Raw genomic sequence first — 15854 nt, 5'->3', positions numbered from 1 at the left:
AAAGATACGTATCTTGCATCGGAAAAGGATGCGCAAAAAAACGGTTTATGAAAGGAACTGCACTTTTCCCGGGGTCGTTCGATCCCTTTACGTTGGGACATAAATTCGTCGTAGATCAGGGGCTCGAACTTTTCGACCGCATCGTGATCGCCATCGGCGTCAACAGCGAGAAGGCGGGGTTGCTGACCCCCGACAACAGGGCGCGACTGATCCGCGACCTGTACCGCGGCGAACCGCGGATCGAGGTGCGGATCTACACCGAGCTGACCGGGCAGTTGTGCCGACAGTTGGGTGTCAAGACGATTCTCCGAGGGTTGCGCAATACGGTCGATTTCGAGTACGAGCGGAACATCATGCAGGTCAACCGGGCGCTGTTTCCGGAGATCAACACCGTGCTGCTGTTCACCCCGGCCGATTACGTGGCCATCTCGTCGAGCGTGATTCGCGAGCTGCTCGCTTTCGGCGGCGACCCGACCCCGCTGATGCCGGAAAACATCGATATTAAGAATTATATGTAATTGTTTGAACCGATAAAATACTGGAAAATATGGAATTTACTGCGGAACTCATCGCCGGTTTCCTCGGCGGGGAAATCGTTGGCGATCCGAAAGCCGTCGTCACCTCGCTGGCCAAGATCGAGGAGGGCAAACCCGGAACTCTCGCTTTTTTGTCGAACCCGAAGTACGAACACTATATCTACGATACCCAGGCGAGCATCGTGATTGTCAACAGATCGTTCGAGCCGACGGCTCCGGTAGCGGCGACGATGGTGAAGGTAGAGGATGCCTATTCGTGCTTTGCGAAGTTGCTCGAACTTTATGTCGCCAACAAACCTCAGAAGACGGGCGTCAGTCCGCTGGCGTCGGTCGATCCGTCCGCCGCGGTCGGAGAGGGGGCTTACATCGGCGCCTATGCGGTGATCGAACAGGGCGTAAAGACCGGTAAGAATTGCAAAATATATCCGCAGGTATATCTCGGCGACGGGGTGCGGCTCGGCGACAACGTGACGCTGTATCCGGGCGTCAGGATTTACGAAGCCTGCGTTATCGGCAACAATGTGACGATCCACGCCGGATCGGTGATCGGCGCCGACGGTTTCGGTTTCGCCCCGGACGAAAAGGGCGAATTCCACAAAATTCCGCAAATCGGCAACGTGCGGATCGAGGACGATGTCGAGATCGGAGCCAATACTTGTATCGATCGCGCTACGATGGGTTCGACCGTGATTCATAAGGGCGTCAAACTCGACAACCTGATCCAGATCGGCCACAATGTGACGGTCGGGGCCAATACGGTGGCCGCGTCGCAGGTCGGCGTAGCGGGTTCGTCGAAAGTGGGCGCCGGGTGTATGCTGGGCGGACAGGTCGGCATCGCCGGACATCTGACCGTCGGCGACGGCGTGAAATTGGCTTCCAAGTCGGGGATTTCGAACAGCATTCCCGACGGGGAGACTTACATGGGGAACCCGGCGATGCCCGGTATCAAATACCACCGTTCGCACGCCGTGTTCCGCAACCTGCCCGATCTGAGTTATAAGGTGAGACAGCTCGAAAAAGAACTTGAAAAACTGAAAGCGCAGCTTTCGGCAGAATAATTGCGGAGGATCGTTCGGTGGACGGCAGGGTGATTATGGGCATCGACCCCGGAACCAACACGACCGGTTACGGCGTGATCCGTACCGAGGGCAATGCGCTCTCGTGCATCGTGCTGGGCGATATCGACCTGCACCGGATCGGCGATCCGTACCAAAAGCTGAAGTATATTTTCGAGCGGGTCGGGGCGCTGATCGACCAGTACCGTCCGGACGAAGTGGCGCTCGAATCGCCGTTTTTCGGCGAAAACGTACAGAGTATGCTGAAGCTGGGACGGGCGCAGGGAGTGGCGATGGCCGCCGCGCTGAGCCGTGGCGTGACGGTGTCGGAATACGCCCCGCGCCGGATCAAGCAGGCGATTACCGGTCAGGGCGCCGCGTCGAAGGAACAGGTCGCGATAATTCTCAAAAAACTGCTGCGATTGGAGGAGCTGCCGCGGCGTCTCGACGCGACCGACGGACTCGCCGTCGCCGTTTGCCACTTTTTCCAGTCCGCTCCGGTGCCGACGCTCGAAAGTCGCTGTCGGAAAAAGGCGCTCGGCGGCGGTCCCGCTTCCGTAAGTTGGGAGCGTTTTATTTCCGATCATCCGGAACGGGTCAAAAAGTGATTGTAGAACGGAATAATTCCGAAAGCATATGAAAAAATATTTGATTTCATCGATCGTAGCTGCGGCCGTGTTGTGTTCGTGCGCGCAGCCGAAACAGCAGACCGGTTATCGGATCGCCGGCGAGATCGCCGGCGTTGCCGGAAAAGTATACCTGACCGTATTCGAAGGCAAGCTGCCGCGGGTGATCGACTCGGCCGAAGTAAAAAACGGGGCGTTCGAATTTTCGGGCGACTGCGCGGTGCCGATTTTTGCCGCCGTCGAAACTCCGGACGTTCCGTTGGTGCGGTTTTTCCTCGAAAACAGCCCGATGATCCGGATCGTCGGCGCGGCCGACCGGCCGCAGGATATCCGGGTGACGGGTTCGGCGACGGAAGATCTTTACCGGCAGTTCCTCGGGCAGGCCGATTCCGTCGCGAAATTGCTGGACAGCGATTCGGTGAAGCTGTCCAGTACGCGGATCGCCTTCGATCTGGAGAAACAAAGGGATAGTCTCGGCCGGGTATTCGTCCGGAAGCATTCCGGCAGCGTGGCGGCGGCTTATGTGCTGTTTCGCGGCCTTTCGTACGAGATGTCTGCGAAGGAGATCCGTCAGGCGCTGGACGGGCTGACCCCGCCGGCCAGCGCTTCGGTTTATGCGGAGCTGCTCGAAAAGATGGCCGCTGCGCTGGCGAGAACCGAACCGGGGCAAAAATATGTCGATATTTCGGTTCCGGATACGGCCGGGATGGAGTTGCCGTTGTCGCGGTTTGTCGGCGAGGAAAAATACGTGTTGCTCGATTTCTGGGCTTCGTGGTGTCCGCCTTGCCGTGCGGAGATTCCCAACCTCGTGACGGCTTATAAAGAATTTCATTCGAAAGGTTTCGAGATTTACGCGGTATCGCTCGACAAAAACAGAAAGGCGTGGCTGGACGGCATCAAAATGTTTAAAATGGATTGGCCGCAGGTTGGCACCCTGAAATTCTGGGAGAGCGCCGCAGCCGAAACCTACGGGGTTCGTTCGATTCCGTCGAACGTGTTGATTGGCCCGGATGGGACGATCCTGGCCCGTAACCTGATGGGAAGCGCGCTTTTGCAGAAGTTGGGGGAATTGCTGGTGCCGCAGCCTTCAAAAAGCGCTGCCGCTTCCGAAAACTCCGCCCCTGCGAATTAATGCGGGAGTCCGTTCCCCCGTATTGAAATGAATGTTCCCGATTTCCGGGGTTTTCATAAGTTCTTGAGGAAAAAATTTGTAAGGAATAATTTTTTGCTTATCTTTGCACTCGCAAAAGGGAAAGGCTCCGTAGCTTAACTGAATAGAGCACTTGACTACGGATCAAGAGGTTACAGGTTTGAATCCTGTCGGAGTCACTGATTGCAAACGGCTTGTCGGAAACGACAGGTCGTTTTTTATTGTTGTTTCGGGTGGATTTCGGGGTATTTTGAAAGGGTTTTGTAAACGAAAGTGTAAACCGAAAATCGACATGAATACAACGGTCGGGGTCGTGTTATACACCTCACACTCGCTAACGGGAAGCATCCTCTGATGCTGAGATTAACCAAAGCAGGGAAACGGAAGTATATCAGCCTGCATTTATCGTTCGCTCCGCAATTTTGAACCGCGGCCAAGAGTCGTCCGCGCCGTCACTATCCCGGTCGGGAAAAGATTGTCGCATTGATTGAGCGGAAGATCAGGGAATACGAGAAACAAATCGTCGACTTCAAAACCAACGAGCGGAGCGATACGCTGCACATGTGTCGCATGTCGACAATCCGTGCCCTTTTATTCTCCTTTCAAATCGTCTTCGTCGAGGCGTACCGTGATTTTCATCGGCTTCCCGTCTCTGACGATATCCAGTTTTCTCGTAAGACTTTCCTTGATTTTAACTGCATTATCGAACGATAAGTCTTTTAGGGTAAATCCGTTTATCGCAACAATTTCATCTCCCTTTTGCAAGCCGGCTTCCTTGTAATGATTGTTCTTGACATGATCGGGCATCATCGTGACGATTCGTCTCCCGTTCAAGGTCGTGTTTACTGAAAAATAGAATCTTTCGGAAAAATTATTGATAATTCGGCTGAAATTCCTGATCGGCTGCAATCCGACCTGTCGTGAGCCGAAGTCAAAAAATACGTTAAACCGTTTCAGGAAATTCAATCCGATGATCCCTCGTGCATAAGCGCTTAATTTCGTAGCGAATTCATCCGTATAGATGCGCATTGAATCGATCTTAAAACCATCGAAAGCGATTGCATTGACGTCATAACGACTCCAATAGCCACCTCCATGACCGCGATTTATCAGAACGGCATCCTCTCTTTTCCTGAAAAACTCGATCTCTTTCGCAGACGGGAGCAATACGAAGTCCTGCGCCATGCCGGTATCGATCAAATAAGGATAGTCGATTGTCACCGTATCTCCGGTCGCGCTTTTAACGGTCAACGGAAACTGTATATGGACCGTGTGCAGGCTTCCTCGCTCGTTGACAAAAGGGAGCCAGTAACAGTCGGCGGGTCTCCGGAACTTTTCGGCTTCGTGTATCTCCAGATAATTATGCTCGAAATTAAGCTCCCAGACATGGGTCGAATCGTTATCGGGAAAGCCGACCGTTCCCTGTAAATCCTCGGTCGAACCGTATTTTTGATTCCGGATCAGAAGATAATTATAAACCAGATCGACATTCGAAATAGCCGCTCTCGTCGGCTTCTTATGAATCGCCTGCCGGAATGAGGGGCTTTCCGAAGTTGCCCATCCCGTATGAGGTGAAAAATACACGTGATCGGGTTTGTCGCTCCATGCCGGCAAAGGATGAGTCGCGCAAAATGAGGAATCCAGGATCAGATAGCCGTTGGTAGCGCCGGTATCGAACAAGAAACGTCCCGTAATCGTGTCGTTGAACGCAACGGGAATGATGATTGCTCTTTTTTCTTTTTCAAAAAAATAGGTTCTTCGGGATCGGGGCCCGACTTCACAGCCCGACAGCAACAGTACCGCGGCAGAAACCAGTAGTTCCAAGCAAAGGGAATTTCTCATATTAGAAAATATTGAACGAATAATTGCCTCTTCTGTTTTTCAGAAGGGGGGTGTTCTGCCGTTTGCCCCGACTTATCGAGCCGGACATTTGCTTTAAATGTTAGCGATTTTATTTTAGGAAAAACGTTGAGAAAAACTTTTTCCGCTTTTGCGCGCGTTTATTTGTTTGCCTTATTATTTGACTATCGGTGTGTAATACGCATTGTCAGTCAGATAGATGTAGGATGCGCTCGTCGGCAAGGCATCCGGCTCGGAGCCGTACGGGAAACCGCTTTGCCGAAACCGGTTTTTCTTCTCCGTTTACCTTAAGTTAACAAAAGGCAAGTCGAATTTCAATCGATTTTTATTTCGAATTGATCGTAATCCGCGACGCGCCAAGCGTATTTGGCCGTACGTTTCGATAATGCGAATAAAGGAGAGAATGTCCGCACGTAAATGGTTTTACCGTCCGGCATGAACTCGAGGATGCGCAACCAACAGTCCCCGCCATTCCCATTCCAGTCGCCGTCCCCGTTCTGCGAATTGAACATCATTTGAGGGATATTGCGACCGTCCGCGGCCTTGTCTACGCGATAAGCGGCCGTACTTCGGTAATCGATGCTGTCGGAGGAATCGATCTTAGGCGGCGTTCCCGTATGTCCGCACAGTACCAGCGAGATGTTTTTCGAGGGGTAAATCAGTTTGTCCCACACTTCCTGCGCCCAGTTTCGCGGCGTTAATTTATAACTTTCCTGCTTGATACGTTCTCCCGAGGTGCCCAGGAACGAATGCGTGAGAACGATGACTTTGTGACTGCGGAATTTTTCGGATTCGATCAGTTGACGGGCCCAATCCAACGCTTCGTCGCGGGGAGCGAATTCAAAAGCTATTACCAGGATATCGCCCCATGTTTTGTTATGAAATTCAAATGCCGCGTTTTCCATGGTGTTTATCCCCTGATAATTGCAGCCCGTGGCGACGAGCGAATTGGCGAAACACGAATTGCGTTCGGGATAGACGTACTCGGGCATGGATGAATAGCGGTTTTCCGCCGCGACGTACCCTACGTCGTGATTGCCCTGAGCGATGATGTAAGGCATTTTGCCGTCCAGACGGGCCAGTCCTCTCGATACGGATTCCCATTGTTGACGGGAGGTCTGATCCCCATTGTAGGGATTGGGAACTCCTCCGCTCGTGAGCAGGTTGTTTTGCTCCACCATATCCCCCGTAAACAGGGCGGCTGCGATGCGTAAGCGTTCTGCATTTTGGGCGATCCATGCGGTCTGCAATTCGAACAAGGGCTGATTGGCGGCGAATTTGGTGTAACTCTGAGGATCCGGAACCATAATCATGGTAAAAGAACCGCTGTCTTTCAGAGTAGGGTACACAGGGATTTGCGGTTCACCCAACGGCCCTTGTGCGGACAGTCGTGCGGCAAAAAGCAATGCGAGAATGATATAAACCGATCGTTTCATGGGATAAACATTTTATACAAATATACGGTTAAATTATTTGCCGCACGTTAATAATAAATGAAAAAACGGAAAAATCGAGCGTCGTAAAAGCCGGAGCCCGGTGTTGAGTCTGCCGATCCGATGAAATCGTTCCGCTGTTCGGGCGAAGGAGGTGGAGAATATTCATTTGCCCGGGAGGTTTTGGGAGGCATTGGGGGCGTCTCGAAAATAAAATTGCATTCCGATGTGGCGGCATTATCGCCAAATCGTTTATATTTGTGATGTCAATCAGAGAATATGCCGAACCTTTACGTCATAGCGGGGTGCAACGGGGCGGGGAAAACGACTGCTTCTTACGCCGTTCTGCCCGAAATGCTGGAGTGTAAGGAATTCGTCAACGCGGACGAAATTGCGAAAGGGCTGTCCCCTTTCAATCCGGGTAGCGTTGCGATCGAGGCGGGACGGCTGATGCTCCGGAGAATCCATGAGCTGATCGACCACGGCGTCGATTTTGCGTTCGAAACGACTTTGGCTACGCGTTCGTATGCGAGTCTGATCCGAACCGCTCAAAGCAAGGGATATTATGTGTCGCTGGTCTATTTTTGGCTGAATTCGCCGGAACTGGCCGTCGGCAGGGTACAGATGCGGGTGGAAGCGGGAGGGCATAACATCGATCAGAAAGTCGTTCGGAGGCGGTATCGCAGCGGAATTAAGAATCTGTTCGATATTTATATTCCCGTTTGCGACTACTGGATCTTGCTGGACAATTCTCGCCCGCCTTCTAAAGTGATCGCCAAAGGCAATCGGGATAAAACAAAATCGATCGTTGAAACGTTAATATATAAAACGCTGAAGAATTATGAGTGACATAGAAGTCCAGCAAATGGAAGAAAACATACTGAGGGGCGTAGCCCTTGCGTATGAACGGCTCGTAGAGCAGAAGAAAAAAGAGGACGGAGAACTCGTTTTCGCGCGTGAAGACGGCAAGATCGTGAAAGTCAAAGCGAAGGATTTACAATAGAGGCTAATCTCCAATGTGCCCCGGCCGGAACAGGCCGGGGTTTCTTTTTTGCGGCGTGACGGCGGTACGGATCGCTTTACGGTTAACCGTACGTCGGAATAAATGCTATTTTTGCAACAAAATCTGAGGTATGAATGCAAAAGCCAAAGGTTATCTGCTGGGAACCGTCGCCGCGGCGACGTACGGTATGAACCCGCTGTTCGCCCTCCCGCTTTATAAAGCCGGTATGGATCCCGATTCGGTGCTGTTTTTCAGGTATCTTTTCGCGATCCCGATTCTGGGCGTTATGCTTAAGGCCCGCGGGCGCGATTTCGGGCTGCGCCGCCGGGAGGTGTTGCCGCTGATCGTCCTGGGCCTGCTGGTGGCCCTCTCTTCGCTGACCCTGTTCCTGAGTTATAACTACATGGACGCAGGCATAGCCTCTACGCTGCTGTTCGTCTATCCGATTTTCGTGGCGCTGATTATGGCCTTCTGGTTTCGGGAGAAGCTTTCCATGCAGACGGCGTTGTGTATCCTGCTGGCACTGGGCGGCATCGCGCTGCTTTACGAAAGCGGCGACGGCGCGACGCTCGATCTTACGGGGACGATCCTGGTGATGGTTTCGGCGCTCTCTTATGCGATCTATATCGTCGGGGTGAACCGCCCGGCGCTGAAATCCGTCGCGACGCTCAAAGTGACCTTTTACGTCTTGCTGTTCGGGCTGTCGCTGTTCTTCGTCCGGCTGGACTTCGGCAGCGCCGTCAGCGTTCCGGATCGCTGGTATTTATGGGGGAATCTTGTCGCCCTGGCCGTTTTCCCGACAGCGATATCGTTTCTTTGTACGACCCGCGCCATCCAATACATCGGTTCGACTCCCACGGCTATTCTGGGAGCTCTCGAACCCGTGACGGCCGTATTTTTCGGCGTGGCGGTTTTCGGGGAGTCCTTGACTCTGCGGATCGGGTGCGGAATTTTACTGATTATCGTGGCCGTGAGTCTTATCGTCGCGGGGAACAGGATCGCGTCTTACCTCGTGCGTTTCCGCAAGTTGTTCCCGCGGCTGCCCTTGAATCGGAAAGGTTGCCGTAATGCCGGGAAATAACCGTTTGTCCGGATGGCGTGCGACGGGATGCAGATTCGCAGACGACGAATCCGGCCTGTCCGGGCATCTCGTTCGCAAAAGGAATCCTAAATACCTCCGATTACGGAGACGGCTCCGTATTTGATGATTTCGAACAGGGCGGAACTGGCGCAACCCTCTAATATCGAACGGTATCTTTTCGAAAATTGTTTGAACTTCAGTTTGCTGCGGCTGTGTACGACCTCTTCGAGCGGAGCCCTGATCGCCTCGGGGATTTCGTCTTCGTCTTCGTTGATCTGGCAATAGTAAGCCTCGCACAGGGCGTCGAAGTCGATTTGGGCGAATATGCAATCGAAGTCTTCGATGATATACCGGTTATTCAGATCCAGCACCGCCTGGCGCAGTCTGCGGTAATCGTCCTGTGAAAAGCTGTCGTCCGCTTCGAAGGCGATGTTTACGATATCGCTCTGTTTCAGGTCGAAACGCCGGTCTTTTTGCAGTTTGACCAGGGTGTTTTTAATGAAGTGGGTCGCTTTTCTGATATCGACCGCTTCGTTGTCCTTGTTGATGGAAAGGAATTCGAGGGCCTTGATGACGCTTTGTTTTTCGGCATGGATCCGGAGCAAAAGGGTTTTCAGGTTCCGGCACATCTTTTTGGCTTCGGGAGCGTTGGAAAGAATCTCGATGATCCAGCAGGGGATTCCGTCGTACGTGTAGCGATACAGCCTGAGGTACTGCGCGCTCCATTGGTCTTTCAGCAGGACTTCCGTCGCGCCGGCCGGCAGGCGCCGGAAGTCGGACGCGCGTTTGGCATGTTCTTCGACGATTACGATGGATTGACCGGACTGCACCCAGTATTTTCGAATCTCATGCAGGGAACCGCAGGCCGTAGAGCCGTATAGATAGAGTTTGGCCAGGGCGGGACCCGCGTCGGAAAACGAAGCGCGTACGTTTCCCCCTTTGGCGTCGTTTATCCGCACCTCGTGCCCGAAATGGAAATCGAGCAACTGCCGGTACGCGCTTCCGTTCTCCGGGTTCAGCCGATCGGGTTGAATCCGGTAAGCGCTTTTCACCTCGAATTTTCCCAGAATGCCGCCGTCCGAATAAAAACGGTTCGCGCACCGTTTCAGGCAGGCGATCTGGTCTTTGTAAAAAGACGGGGGCCGGCTGAACCGCAGGGCATGTCTGGCGTTGCAGAACGTATTTTCGCCTACGCAGTAATAATACTCCTGGAAATGCCTGCCCTGCATGGCTCCGAAATGCCGGATGTATTCCCTGCCTTCCGTATCGGGGGACACGAAGTACGGCTTGCGCAATTTGCCGGACTTATGCAGAAAAAGCCTGCAATCGGTAATCGGATACTGGACGGTAATATTCATAGCCTTTCATCGGTTCATAGAAAAAAAGAGGATAAAATCCTCTTTTTGCAGGGCAAAACAAAATAGTTTTGATCTTTTTTAATTTTAATTGCACTCATTCTTTGAAGAATGAAAACGGACATCCTTTCGTATCATGTAAACTCCACGCGCCGTATTTAAATTTCCGACCGCCCCGACAACTTATGCTTTCATAAGCTGGAATTTTCATTCATTTAAATCAAAAACGCCGTACGGTCCGCTTCGACATTTACACTTCGGTCGATACAAAACAACGCCTTGACAAATATAGTTTTTTTATTTGAAAAAAATAATATCGGGAATAAAATATTTCGGGCGCTGCGATCCGGGAGTTCGGCGGTCGTCGCGTTTACGGGCAATGTCTTCTGCCGAGTGGCGTACTGTCGGCGGGAACGCTTGTCCGCAGCGGCGGGGATTGCCGCCGTTGCGGGCGTTTTCAACCGATTCCCTGAAATTCGAACGGGGCCGCGTCGCGGAACCGTTCCGCGGCGTTTCCCGCATAGGTTTTCCCGGAGACCAGATCCAGCATTTTGACCGGCGCTCCCGGCGCGAAATCGACGTCCCTGAAATCGACCCAGAACACGTTCGGATAGAGGGTCGATTCGAAGAAGTACGTCAGGTTCTTTTGATCCGAGACGGTTCTCCAGCGGGTAGACGAGATGTTCGGCTCGTTCGGCGTGCTGATCCCCAGCGGGACGGACGTATTGCGGATCACGCTGAATACGGAGGCCAGGGCCGTGCGCGTGTCTTCGGTTTTCGGGATGGCGCCGATGTAGAACGAGGCGCGCACGAAACGGTCGGCCGCCCGGTTGGTTCCGGGCAGGAAGACGGTGCCGCCGATGGTTTTCCAGTAGTCGTCGAGGGCCAACTGCTGTTCGAAGACCGGCGAGTTCGTCATCACCTGGTACGACTTGCTGTGGTGGACGACCAGTTTCCCGCCGATGTATTCGAAGATCGCGTTGTCCCCGCCGGCGTCCGAGACGGAGAGGTGCAGCGTAGCCATCCGGGAGCCGTCCGGCATCAGGTCGGACGCCACGTCGAAGTCGTCCTTCGCCAGCGCTTCGACCGCTTCGTCCACGGTGGCGAAGTTGTCCAGCACGTACTGCGTCCAGGCGGCGACCGAGAGCCCCGGTTTCCGGCCGTCGCGGGCCGGGTATTCCGACTCGGCGAGCCACAGCAGGTTGGCTACGAGTCCTTTTTCATTCATGCCGTCGGTGGTACAGATGTCGTAGGCCGACGTGATCACGCTGCCGTATTTGGAGACCCATTTCAGCGAATTGCTTCCGGCCTGGCCGTTTCGCTCCATGCCGCGCGGGAAGATCCACAGGTTGCTGCGGGGGTCTTCCTTCCAGTCCATCGTGCGTCCGGTCACTACCGTCCGGTTCGTTCCTTCGTAAACGACGCGGGTGCATGCGTCCGCGTATTCGGGCCCGCCGGCTGCCAGGAGCAGCCCCGTGCCGAGTAAGATTGTGTATGCTTTCATAAATTTTCGGTTCGATTCGGGGCGTACGTGCGGTACGCCCGTCGTAACCGAAGCAAGAAACGAGCCAGCGCCGGCGCCGCGCGGCGCCGGGAGAAATTATTTTTTGTCCGTTTTGCGGAATCCGGCGATGCGTCGGGTTTGCAGTTCGCAATTCTTGCGGGCGAGTTGCGACAGGGCGAAATAGATTTCGTCTGTTTCGCGGCGGCAGTCTTCGCTCAGGTCGTTGATCGCTTCGAGCGTTTCGTCCGACGTTCTCTCCAGTTTTTTTACCCGGCAGTGCAACTGGTTGAGTTCGGCGGCGATGTTTCCGTTCAGCAGGAAGGCCCGCATCGAGACGAACGCCCGCATGACCCTGATGTTCATGTCGATGGCTGTGTCGCTGTTCAGCACTCCCGAGAGCATGGCCAGTCCCTGTTCGGTGAATGCGTTCGGTAATTTGCGCGTGCCTCCCCAACTTGATGTCACAATTTGTGATTTCAAGCTGTCGAACTCTTCTTGGGTTATCTGGAACATGAAATCGGGCGGGAACCGTTTGGCGTTCCGTTTTACCGATTGGTTCAGTGCGCTGGTGCTGACCTGGTACAGTTCGGCCAGATCGAAATCGAGCATGACTTGTTGTCCTCGGATTTCGTAGATTTTGTTTTTGATAGTTTCTAATTCCATAAGCTTGGGTATTATGCTTCTACAAAGTTAGCGGTCGTGGTTGGTTTTCAATGGGGAAAAGAATCGTTTTTGCAGAAATAGTAGCGTAAATCGGCGTTATTATAACAAATAAGGAATAAAAAAGATGCCGGACCGTTTCGAATCGCGGTTTTTTTCGTAAATTTATGAAACTGCCTAAGCCGGACGTGGACCGAAATGCGAAGATTTTTCGTACTTATCCAATTCTCGTACTCTGCCGGGTTTGCCAGAATTCGCGGGCAGAGTGGGCAACCGATCATTCCGGCGGATTGTTGCCTTGGCGCGGATCGTCCTGATCCGCGCCTTTTTGCTGTATTGTATTATAAATAATAAGGTGTGGCTGCGTTTATTCTTTCGGCGGATAGTTCATCGGGGCGAAAAACTCGTCTAATGTAATATTATAGAACTCGCAGATTTTCAATAAAGACATTAATGTTGGAATTTTGCTTCCCGTTTCGTAACAATTTATAGTAAGATGAATTTTGTCGATAAGATATTCTTGCGTATGCCCATGCTCGTTACGTAACTCCTTAATTCGTCGAGCAAGCTTTTCTACAAATTCTTGGTCTTTATAATATCGGCTATTTTTAGTCATATTTACAAAAGAACAAGCAATGCAAAATTTATATACGTATTCGTGAATACTTATTGGAATGTTTTATTATATTTGTAGTTAAAATCTAATGATTGCGGAAATTATGCTAAATTTGCGATATCAAGATACGGCTTAGCCGTACATATAGATTGTAAAGGTTAAGACAACCTTTACGCCTAACGGTAAACTTCGGACTGTTATAGTGATGTAGCAGGTTTTCTCTGGCGTGAATCTTGTCTGAAACCTAAGTCATGCCCCGGTACGAGTTGCCGGGGCCGGACTTGGGCGTAAGGACAACTGCCAGAGTAGGCTCCGAAGGCCGACCGTTAGGGAGTTGTTCGAGCGCCCTTTTTTTGTGCTCTGACCGAACGGGCTTCCCTCTCTCAAATCATATTTACAAAGCTGTCGCTTTGTCCGCCGCGCGGACTTTCGACCGCAGGGAGAAAGTCCTTATTGAGCGGTGCGGTGGAGGGCCTTCTATTTTTTGGAAGGGTAATCCATCTCTTCAAAAAACTCCCGAACTGTTATTCCATAAAATTTGCAAAGAGTTAAGATAGATAATAGCGAAGGGATAGAACTCCCTGTTTCATATCGGGATATGTCCAAATGTGTATGCTCAATTACATGTTCCTGCGAATAGTGGCGGTCGTTTCGCAACTGTCGCATACGTTCGACAATCATTTGAACAAATTTATCATCAGTTCTTTTTGACTTCATTTATACAAAAGAAAAGCCCCGATGATGTTTTTGCACACGTGATTTCACGTGTGTGTTGTTTTTTGATTATATTTGTGAATATTACTCATTATAATTCTTAATGCAGAAATTATGCTAAATTTGCAATATCAAGATACGGCTTAGCCGTACATATAGATTGTAAAGGTTAAGACAACCTTTGTGCCTTCCAGTAAACTTACGAACTGTTATAGCGATATAACAGGTTTATTCCGGTATCAAACTTGTCTGAAACCTAAGTCATGCCCCTACCTTATAGGTGGGGGCGGGCTTGGGCGTAAGGAGAGTTACCGGAAAATGGCATCGTAAGGCCAACTGGAAGGGAACTGTCTGAGCGCCCTTTTTTTGTGCCCTGACCGAACGGGCTTCCCTCTCTCAAATCATATTTACAAAGCTGCCGCTTTGTCCGCCGCGCGGACTTTCGACCGCAGGGAGAAAGTCCTTATTGAGCGGTGCGGCGGGGCCTTCGGCGCTCGGACTGCCGTTTTTGTAAAAACGGCGCAAAAACTTTTCGGAGAAACTGCGTTTCTCATGGAGCGCGCCGGGCGGCGGTCTTTCTTCCGGTCGAATATCCTGTTACCCTCTTTCAAATCTTATAAACCGAAAAACGATGAATCCCCGAAATCTGGAAACTTGCTGCGAATTTATCGGGCGGCACTTCAACGTCCGTTCCGAAGACGTTCCGCGTCGGATACTCCGCATACTCCGCGTCCGGCACGGCGACCGCCCCGACCTGAGCCGGCCCCGTTTCGCCCCGGTGCGCGAACTGATGGACCGCTTGCTCGCGCCTTACGGCCGTCGCTTCGGCGTGACCGTCGAGGTGCTCGGCCCCGACGACTACTGCCGTTTGCTGCGGTCGGAGGAGTGCGCGTTCTGCGCGTATCGCTTCACCGAATACCTGTTCGACGGCCGCCGCCGGATCGTCTACCTGCAGGAGTCCGACTACCTCGGCATGATCGTCACCTTCCTCGACTATGTCGATGCCGTTCTGCGCTCACGTCGGCTTTTCCGCCGGCCTGTCCGCAACATCCGGCTGTTCGCCTTCCACGCCTATCCGCCGCGCTTCACGGTGCTCGAAAACCGTTACCGGGACGGCAGTCCGTTTGTCCGGATCGGCGACAGCTACGCGATGCACTATCCCGGCGAACTGGTGCTGTTCCGCACGATCCTCGGCAGTCATCTCCCCGACCTGCCGTCCCAAAACGCCCGGAGTCGGGGCCTGCGCCATGCGTAGCCGGGAGACGGCTCTCGGGGCTACGATCCGGTTCTTCGAGCGGTACGCCGGGATCGACCGGGCCGGTAAGACCCATAGACCAAGCGGGCCGGGCCTGCCGGACGGCGGGGTGGGGGTCTTGCCGGACGCGGTTCCCGACCGCCTGCTCGGGGCGTGGATCGCGGATGACGTGTGTGCCTGCGAAGCCTTTTTCATCGAAGGCAAGACGAAGTCGGAACCGTGCGGGCTGCCGGAGCGGGGCGCGCTGCCCGTGTTCGCATTCGCATACGCCTGCGGACTCTATTTCGCCCGGGGCGGGAGGCTGGCGGACGTTCCCGAACCGGGCAGGCCGGAGGTGTGGCTGCTGTTCCTGCAATTCCAGACGGTGCTGCGCCTGGTGCGCGCCGCCCGGATTCGCGGGGTGTCTCCGCCGCCGGTGGACGTGTTCGGTTTCGAGCGGTATCCCGAGACGGTGCGGCGGCTGAAAGCCTGTGTCGAGGGGGCTGCGACGGACGCGCGCGGCTGAAGGGCCGGCGCAGCTCGGCGCGTCGTCCGGGGCGGTCTTCGCCCCGGAGCCGGACGCGCGTTTTCGCCGGAGAGAGTCTCGCGTCGCCCAGCGCGGCCGCCGGGCCGGAATCGATCTCCGGACCGAGTCAGAGCGTCCTGTGAGCCGGATTCTGAAAAACGCGATTTCTGTCCGGGGATGCAGGACGGTACTGTTTTTGATGTCGTTCGGGATAAGTCGCTGAAATTGTCTGAAACGGACAAAAAACAACGATTATAACAAAAATTTGTCTATTTTTGGACACGGTAAGAACTCAAAACCAACCAGGAGAAGATGAAATAGACATACATTGAGGTGACTCGATTGCTGTATCTGGTACTGAAAATCGCCAAATTCATTCTACGCACAGATAACAGGAGAGACTCGTGCATACGTGAGTATAGCACGGATTCTGCTTGTTTTTGTGTAGGGCGTTTGGCGATGCCTCAGTACGGAGCTTGCGGGTTCCGTGCTTTTTTGTTT

General features: G+C 53.1%; 16 protein-coding genes and 1 tRNA gene. 11 read left to right on the top strand and 6 right to left on the bottom strand.

Annotated elements, in window-relative coordinates:
- The first annotated feature begins 47 nt into the window (after nt 1–47).
- The 6 genes from coaD (at nt 48) to GFH31_RS13035 (ending at nt 3793) form a co-directional block, all read left to right on the top strand.
- The gene (coaD, locus tag GFH31_RS05000; RefSeq protein WP_055203279.1) at nt 48–518 is read left to right on the top strand and encodes a pantetheine-phosphate adenylyltransferase; all 471 of its coding nucleotides are present in this window, start codon (nt 48–50) and stop codon (nt 516–518) included.
- Nucleotides 519–547: 29 nt separating this feature from the next.
- Nucleotides 548–1594, top strand: a complete 1047-nt coding sequence (gene lpxD, locus GFH31_RS04995; RefSeq protein WP_055203281.1) for a UDP-3-O-(3-hydroxymyristoyl)glucosamine N-acyltransferase — start codon at nt 548–550, stop codon at nt 1592–1594.
- A gap of 35 nt (nt 1595–1629) precedes the next feature.
- Nucleotides 1630–2199 (top strand): crossover junction endodeoxyribonuclease RuvC, encoded by a 570-nt coding sequence (gene ruvC / locus GFH31_RS04990; RefSeq protein ID WP_055203606.1) that lies wholly within the window; start codon nt 1630–1632, stop codon nt 2197–2199.
- Between the two features lie 28 nt (nt 2200–2227).
- Entirely contained in the window at nt 2228–3349 is a 1122-nt protein-coding gene (locus GFH31_RS04985; RefSeq protein WP_153498107.1) for a TlpA disulfide reductase family protein, read from the top strand.
- A gap of 123 nt (nt 3350–3472) precedes the next feature.
- Nucleotides 3473–3546 (top strand) — tRNA-Arg (locus GFH31_RS04980).
- 139 nt (nt 3547–3685) lie between these two features.
- Nucleotides 3686–3793, top strand: a complete 108-nt coding sequence (locus GFH31_RS13035; protein ID WP_366465293.1) for an Arm DNA-binding domain-containing protein — start codon at nt 3686–3688, stop codon at nt 3791–3793.
- Nucleotides 3794–3958: 165 nt separating this feature from the next.
- On the opposite strand, the gene GFH31_RS04970 is transcribed toward GFH31_RS13035, so the two are convergent.
- Nucleotides 3959–5047 (bottom strand): tight junction protein ZO-3, encoded by a 1089-nt coding sequence (locus GFH31_RS04970; protein ID WP_153498108.1) that lies wholly within the window; start codon nt 5045–5047, stop codon nt 3959–3961.
- Nucleotides 5048–5541: 494 nt separating this feature from the next.
- Nucleotides 5542–6663, bottom strand: coding sequence for a metallophosphoesterase (locus GFH31_RS04965; RefSeq protein WP_153498109.1), 1122 nt, complete (start codon nt 6661–6663; stop codon nt 5542–5544).
- Between the two features lie 276 nt (nt 6664–6939).
- Between GFH31_RS04965 and GFH31_RS04960 the strand changes: the two genes are divergently transcribed.
- The 3 genes from GFH31_RS04960 (at nt 6940) to GFH31_RS04955 (ending at nt 8744) form a co-directional block, all read left to right on the top strand.
- Nucleotides 6940–7509: a zeta toxin family protein gene (locus GFH31_RS04960; RefSeq protein ID WP_055203288.1), complete on the top strand. Its 570-nt coding sequence runs from the start codon at nt 6940–6942 to the stop codon at nt 7507–7509.
- The gene (locus tag GFH31_RS12805; protein WP_172970774.1) at nt 7502–7663 is read left to right on the top strand and encodes a hypothetical protein; all 162 of its coding nucleotides are present in this window, start codon (nt 7502–7504) and stop codon (nt 7661–7663) included. Before GFH31_RS04960 ends, GFH31_RS12805 begins: the two co-directional genes overlap by 8 nt.
- A 130-nt stretch (nt 7664–7793) precedes the next feature.
- Entirely contained in the window at nt 7794–8744 is a 951-nt protein-coding gene (locus GFH31_RS04955; RefSeq protein WP_118458535.1) for a DMT family transporter, read from the top strand.
- An 86-nt stretch (nt 8745–8830) separates the two neighbouring features.
- On the opposite strand, the gene GFH31_RS04950 is transcribed toward GFH31_RS04955, so the two are convergent.
- From GFH31_RS04950 to GFH31_RS04935, 4 genes are all read right to left on the bottom strand, one after another.
- Nucleotides 8831–10102: a hypothetical protein gene (locus GFH31_RS04950; protein WP_055203293.1), complete on the bottom strand. Its 1272-nt coding sequence runs from the start codon at nt 10100–10102 to the stop codon at nt 8831–8833.
- A 454-nt stretch (nt 10103–10556) separates the two neighbouring features.
- On the bottom strand, nt 10557–11603 hold the full coding sequence (locus tag GFH31_RS04945) for a linear amide C-N hydrolase (RefSeq protein WP_118657154.1): 1047 nt from the start codon (nt 11601–11603) through the stop codon (nt 10557–10559).
- A gap of 96 nt (nt 11604–11699) precedes the next feature.
- Nucleotides 11700–12266, bottom strand: coding sequence for an ORF6N domain-containing protein (locus tag GFH31_RS04940; RefSeq protein ID WP_118458531.1), 567 nt, complete (start codon nt 12264–12266; stop codon nt 11700–11702).
- A 364-nt stretch (nt 12267–12630) separates the two neighbouring features.
- Entirely contained in the window at nt 12631–12879 is a 249-nt protein-coding gene (locus GFH31_RS04935; RefSeq protein WP_118657155.1) for a helix-turn-helix transcriptional regulator, read from the bottom strand.
- Nucleotides 12880–14224: 1345 nt separating this feature from the next.
- Here GFH31_RS04935 and GFH31_RS04930 point away from each other — a divergent pair.
- Nucleotides 14225–14848, top strand: a complete 624-nt coding sequence (locus GFH31_RS04930; protein ID WP_153498110.1) for a hypothetical protein — start codon at nt 14225–14227, stop codon at nt 14846–14848.
- Nucleotides 14841–15353, top strand: a complete 513-nt coding sequence (locus GFH31_RS04925; RefSeq protein ID WP_101573758.1) for a hypothetical protein — start codon at nt 14841–14843, stop codon at nt 15351–15353. Before GFH31_RS04930 ends, GFH31_RS04925 begins: the two co-directional genes overlap by 8 nt.
- Nucleotides 15354–15854: the final 501 nt, after the last annotated feature.

This window comes from Alistipes sp. dk3624, from assembly GCF_009557455.1.
In the GTDB taxonomy this organism is placed as follows: domain Bacteria; phylum Bacteroidota; class Bacteroidia; order Bacteroidales; family Rikenellaceae; genus Alistipes_A; species Alistipes_A hominis.
This window is presented reverse-complemented; position numbering and strand designations above follow the sequence as displayed.

Bases quoted from the DNA above. Each gene is read 5' to 3' on its own strand.
- coaD (WP_055203279.1), top strand. From the start codon at position 48: ATGAAAGGAACTGCACTTTTCCCGGGGTCGTTCGATCCCTTTACGTTG.
- lpxD (WP_055203281.1), top strand. From the start codon at position 548: ATGGAATTTACTGCGGAACTCATCGCCGGTTTCCTCGGCGGGGAAATC.
- ruvC (WP_055203606.1), top strand. From the start codon at position 1,630: ATGGGCATCGACCCCGGAACCAACACGACCGGTTACGGCGTGATCCGT.
- GFH31_RS04985 (WP_153498107.1), top strand. From the start codon at position 2,228: ATGAAAAAATATTTGATTTCATCGATCGTAGCTGCGGCCGTGTTGTGT.
- GFH31_RS04965 (WP_153498109.1), bottom strand. From the start codon at position 6,663: ATGAAACGATCGGTTTATATCATTCTCGCATTGCTTTTTGCCGCACGA.
- GFH31_RS04960 (WP_055203288.1), top strand. From the start codon at position 6,940: ATGCCGAACCTTTACGTCATAGCGGGGTGCAACGGGGCGGGGAAAACG.
- GFH31_RS12805 (WP_172970774.1), top strand. From the start codon at position 7,502: ATGAGTGACATAGAAGTCCAGCAAATGGAAGAAAACATACTGAGGGGC.
- GFH31_RS04955 (WP_118458535.1), top strand. From the start codon at position 7,794: ATGAATGCAAAAGCCAAAGGTTATCTGCTGGGAACCGTCGCCGCGGCG.
- GFH31_RS04950 (WP_055203293.1), bottom strand. From the start codon at position 10,102: ATGAATATTACCGTCCAGTATCCGATTACCGATTGCAGGCTTTTTCTG.
- GFH31_RS04945 (WP_118657154.1), bottom strand. From the start codon at position 11,603: ATGAAAGCATACACAATCTTACTCGGCACGGGGCTGCTCCTGGCAGCC.
- GFH31_RS04940 (WP_118458531.1), bottom strand. From the start codon at position 12,266: ATGGAATTAGAAACTATCAAAAACAAAATCTACGAAATCCGAGGACAA.
- GFH31_RS04935 (WP_118657155.1), bottom strand. From the start codon at position 12,879: ATGACTAAAAATAGCCGATATTATAAAGACCAAGAATTTGTAGAAAAG.
- GFH31_RS04930 (WP_153498110.1), top strand. From the start codon at position 14,225: ATGAATCCCCGAAATCTGGAAACTTGCTGCGAATTTATCGGGCGGCAC.
- GFH31_RS04925 (WP_101573758.1), top strand. From the start codon at position 14,841: ATGCGTAGCCGGGAGACGGCTCTCGGGGCTACGATCCGGTTCTTCGAG.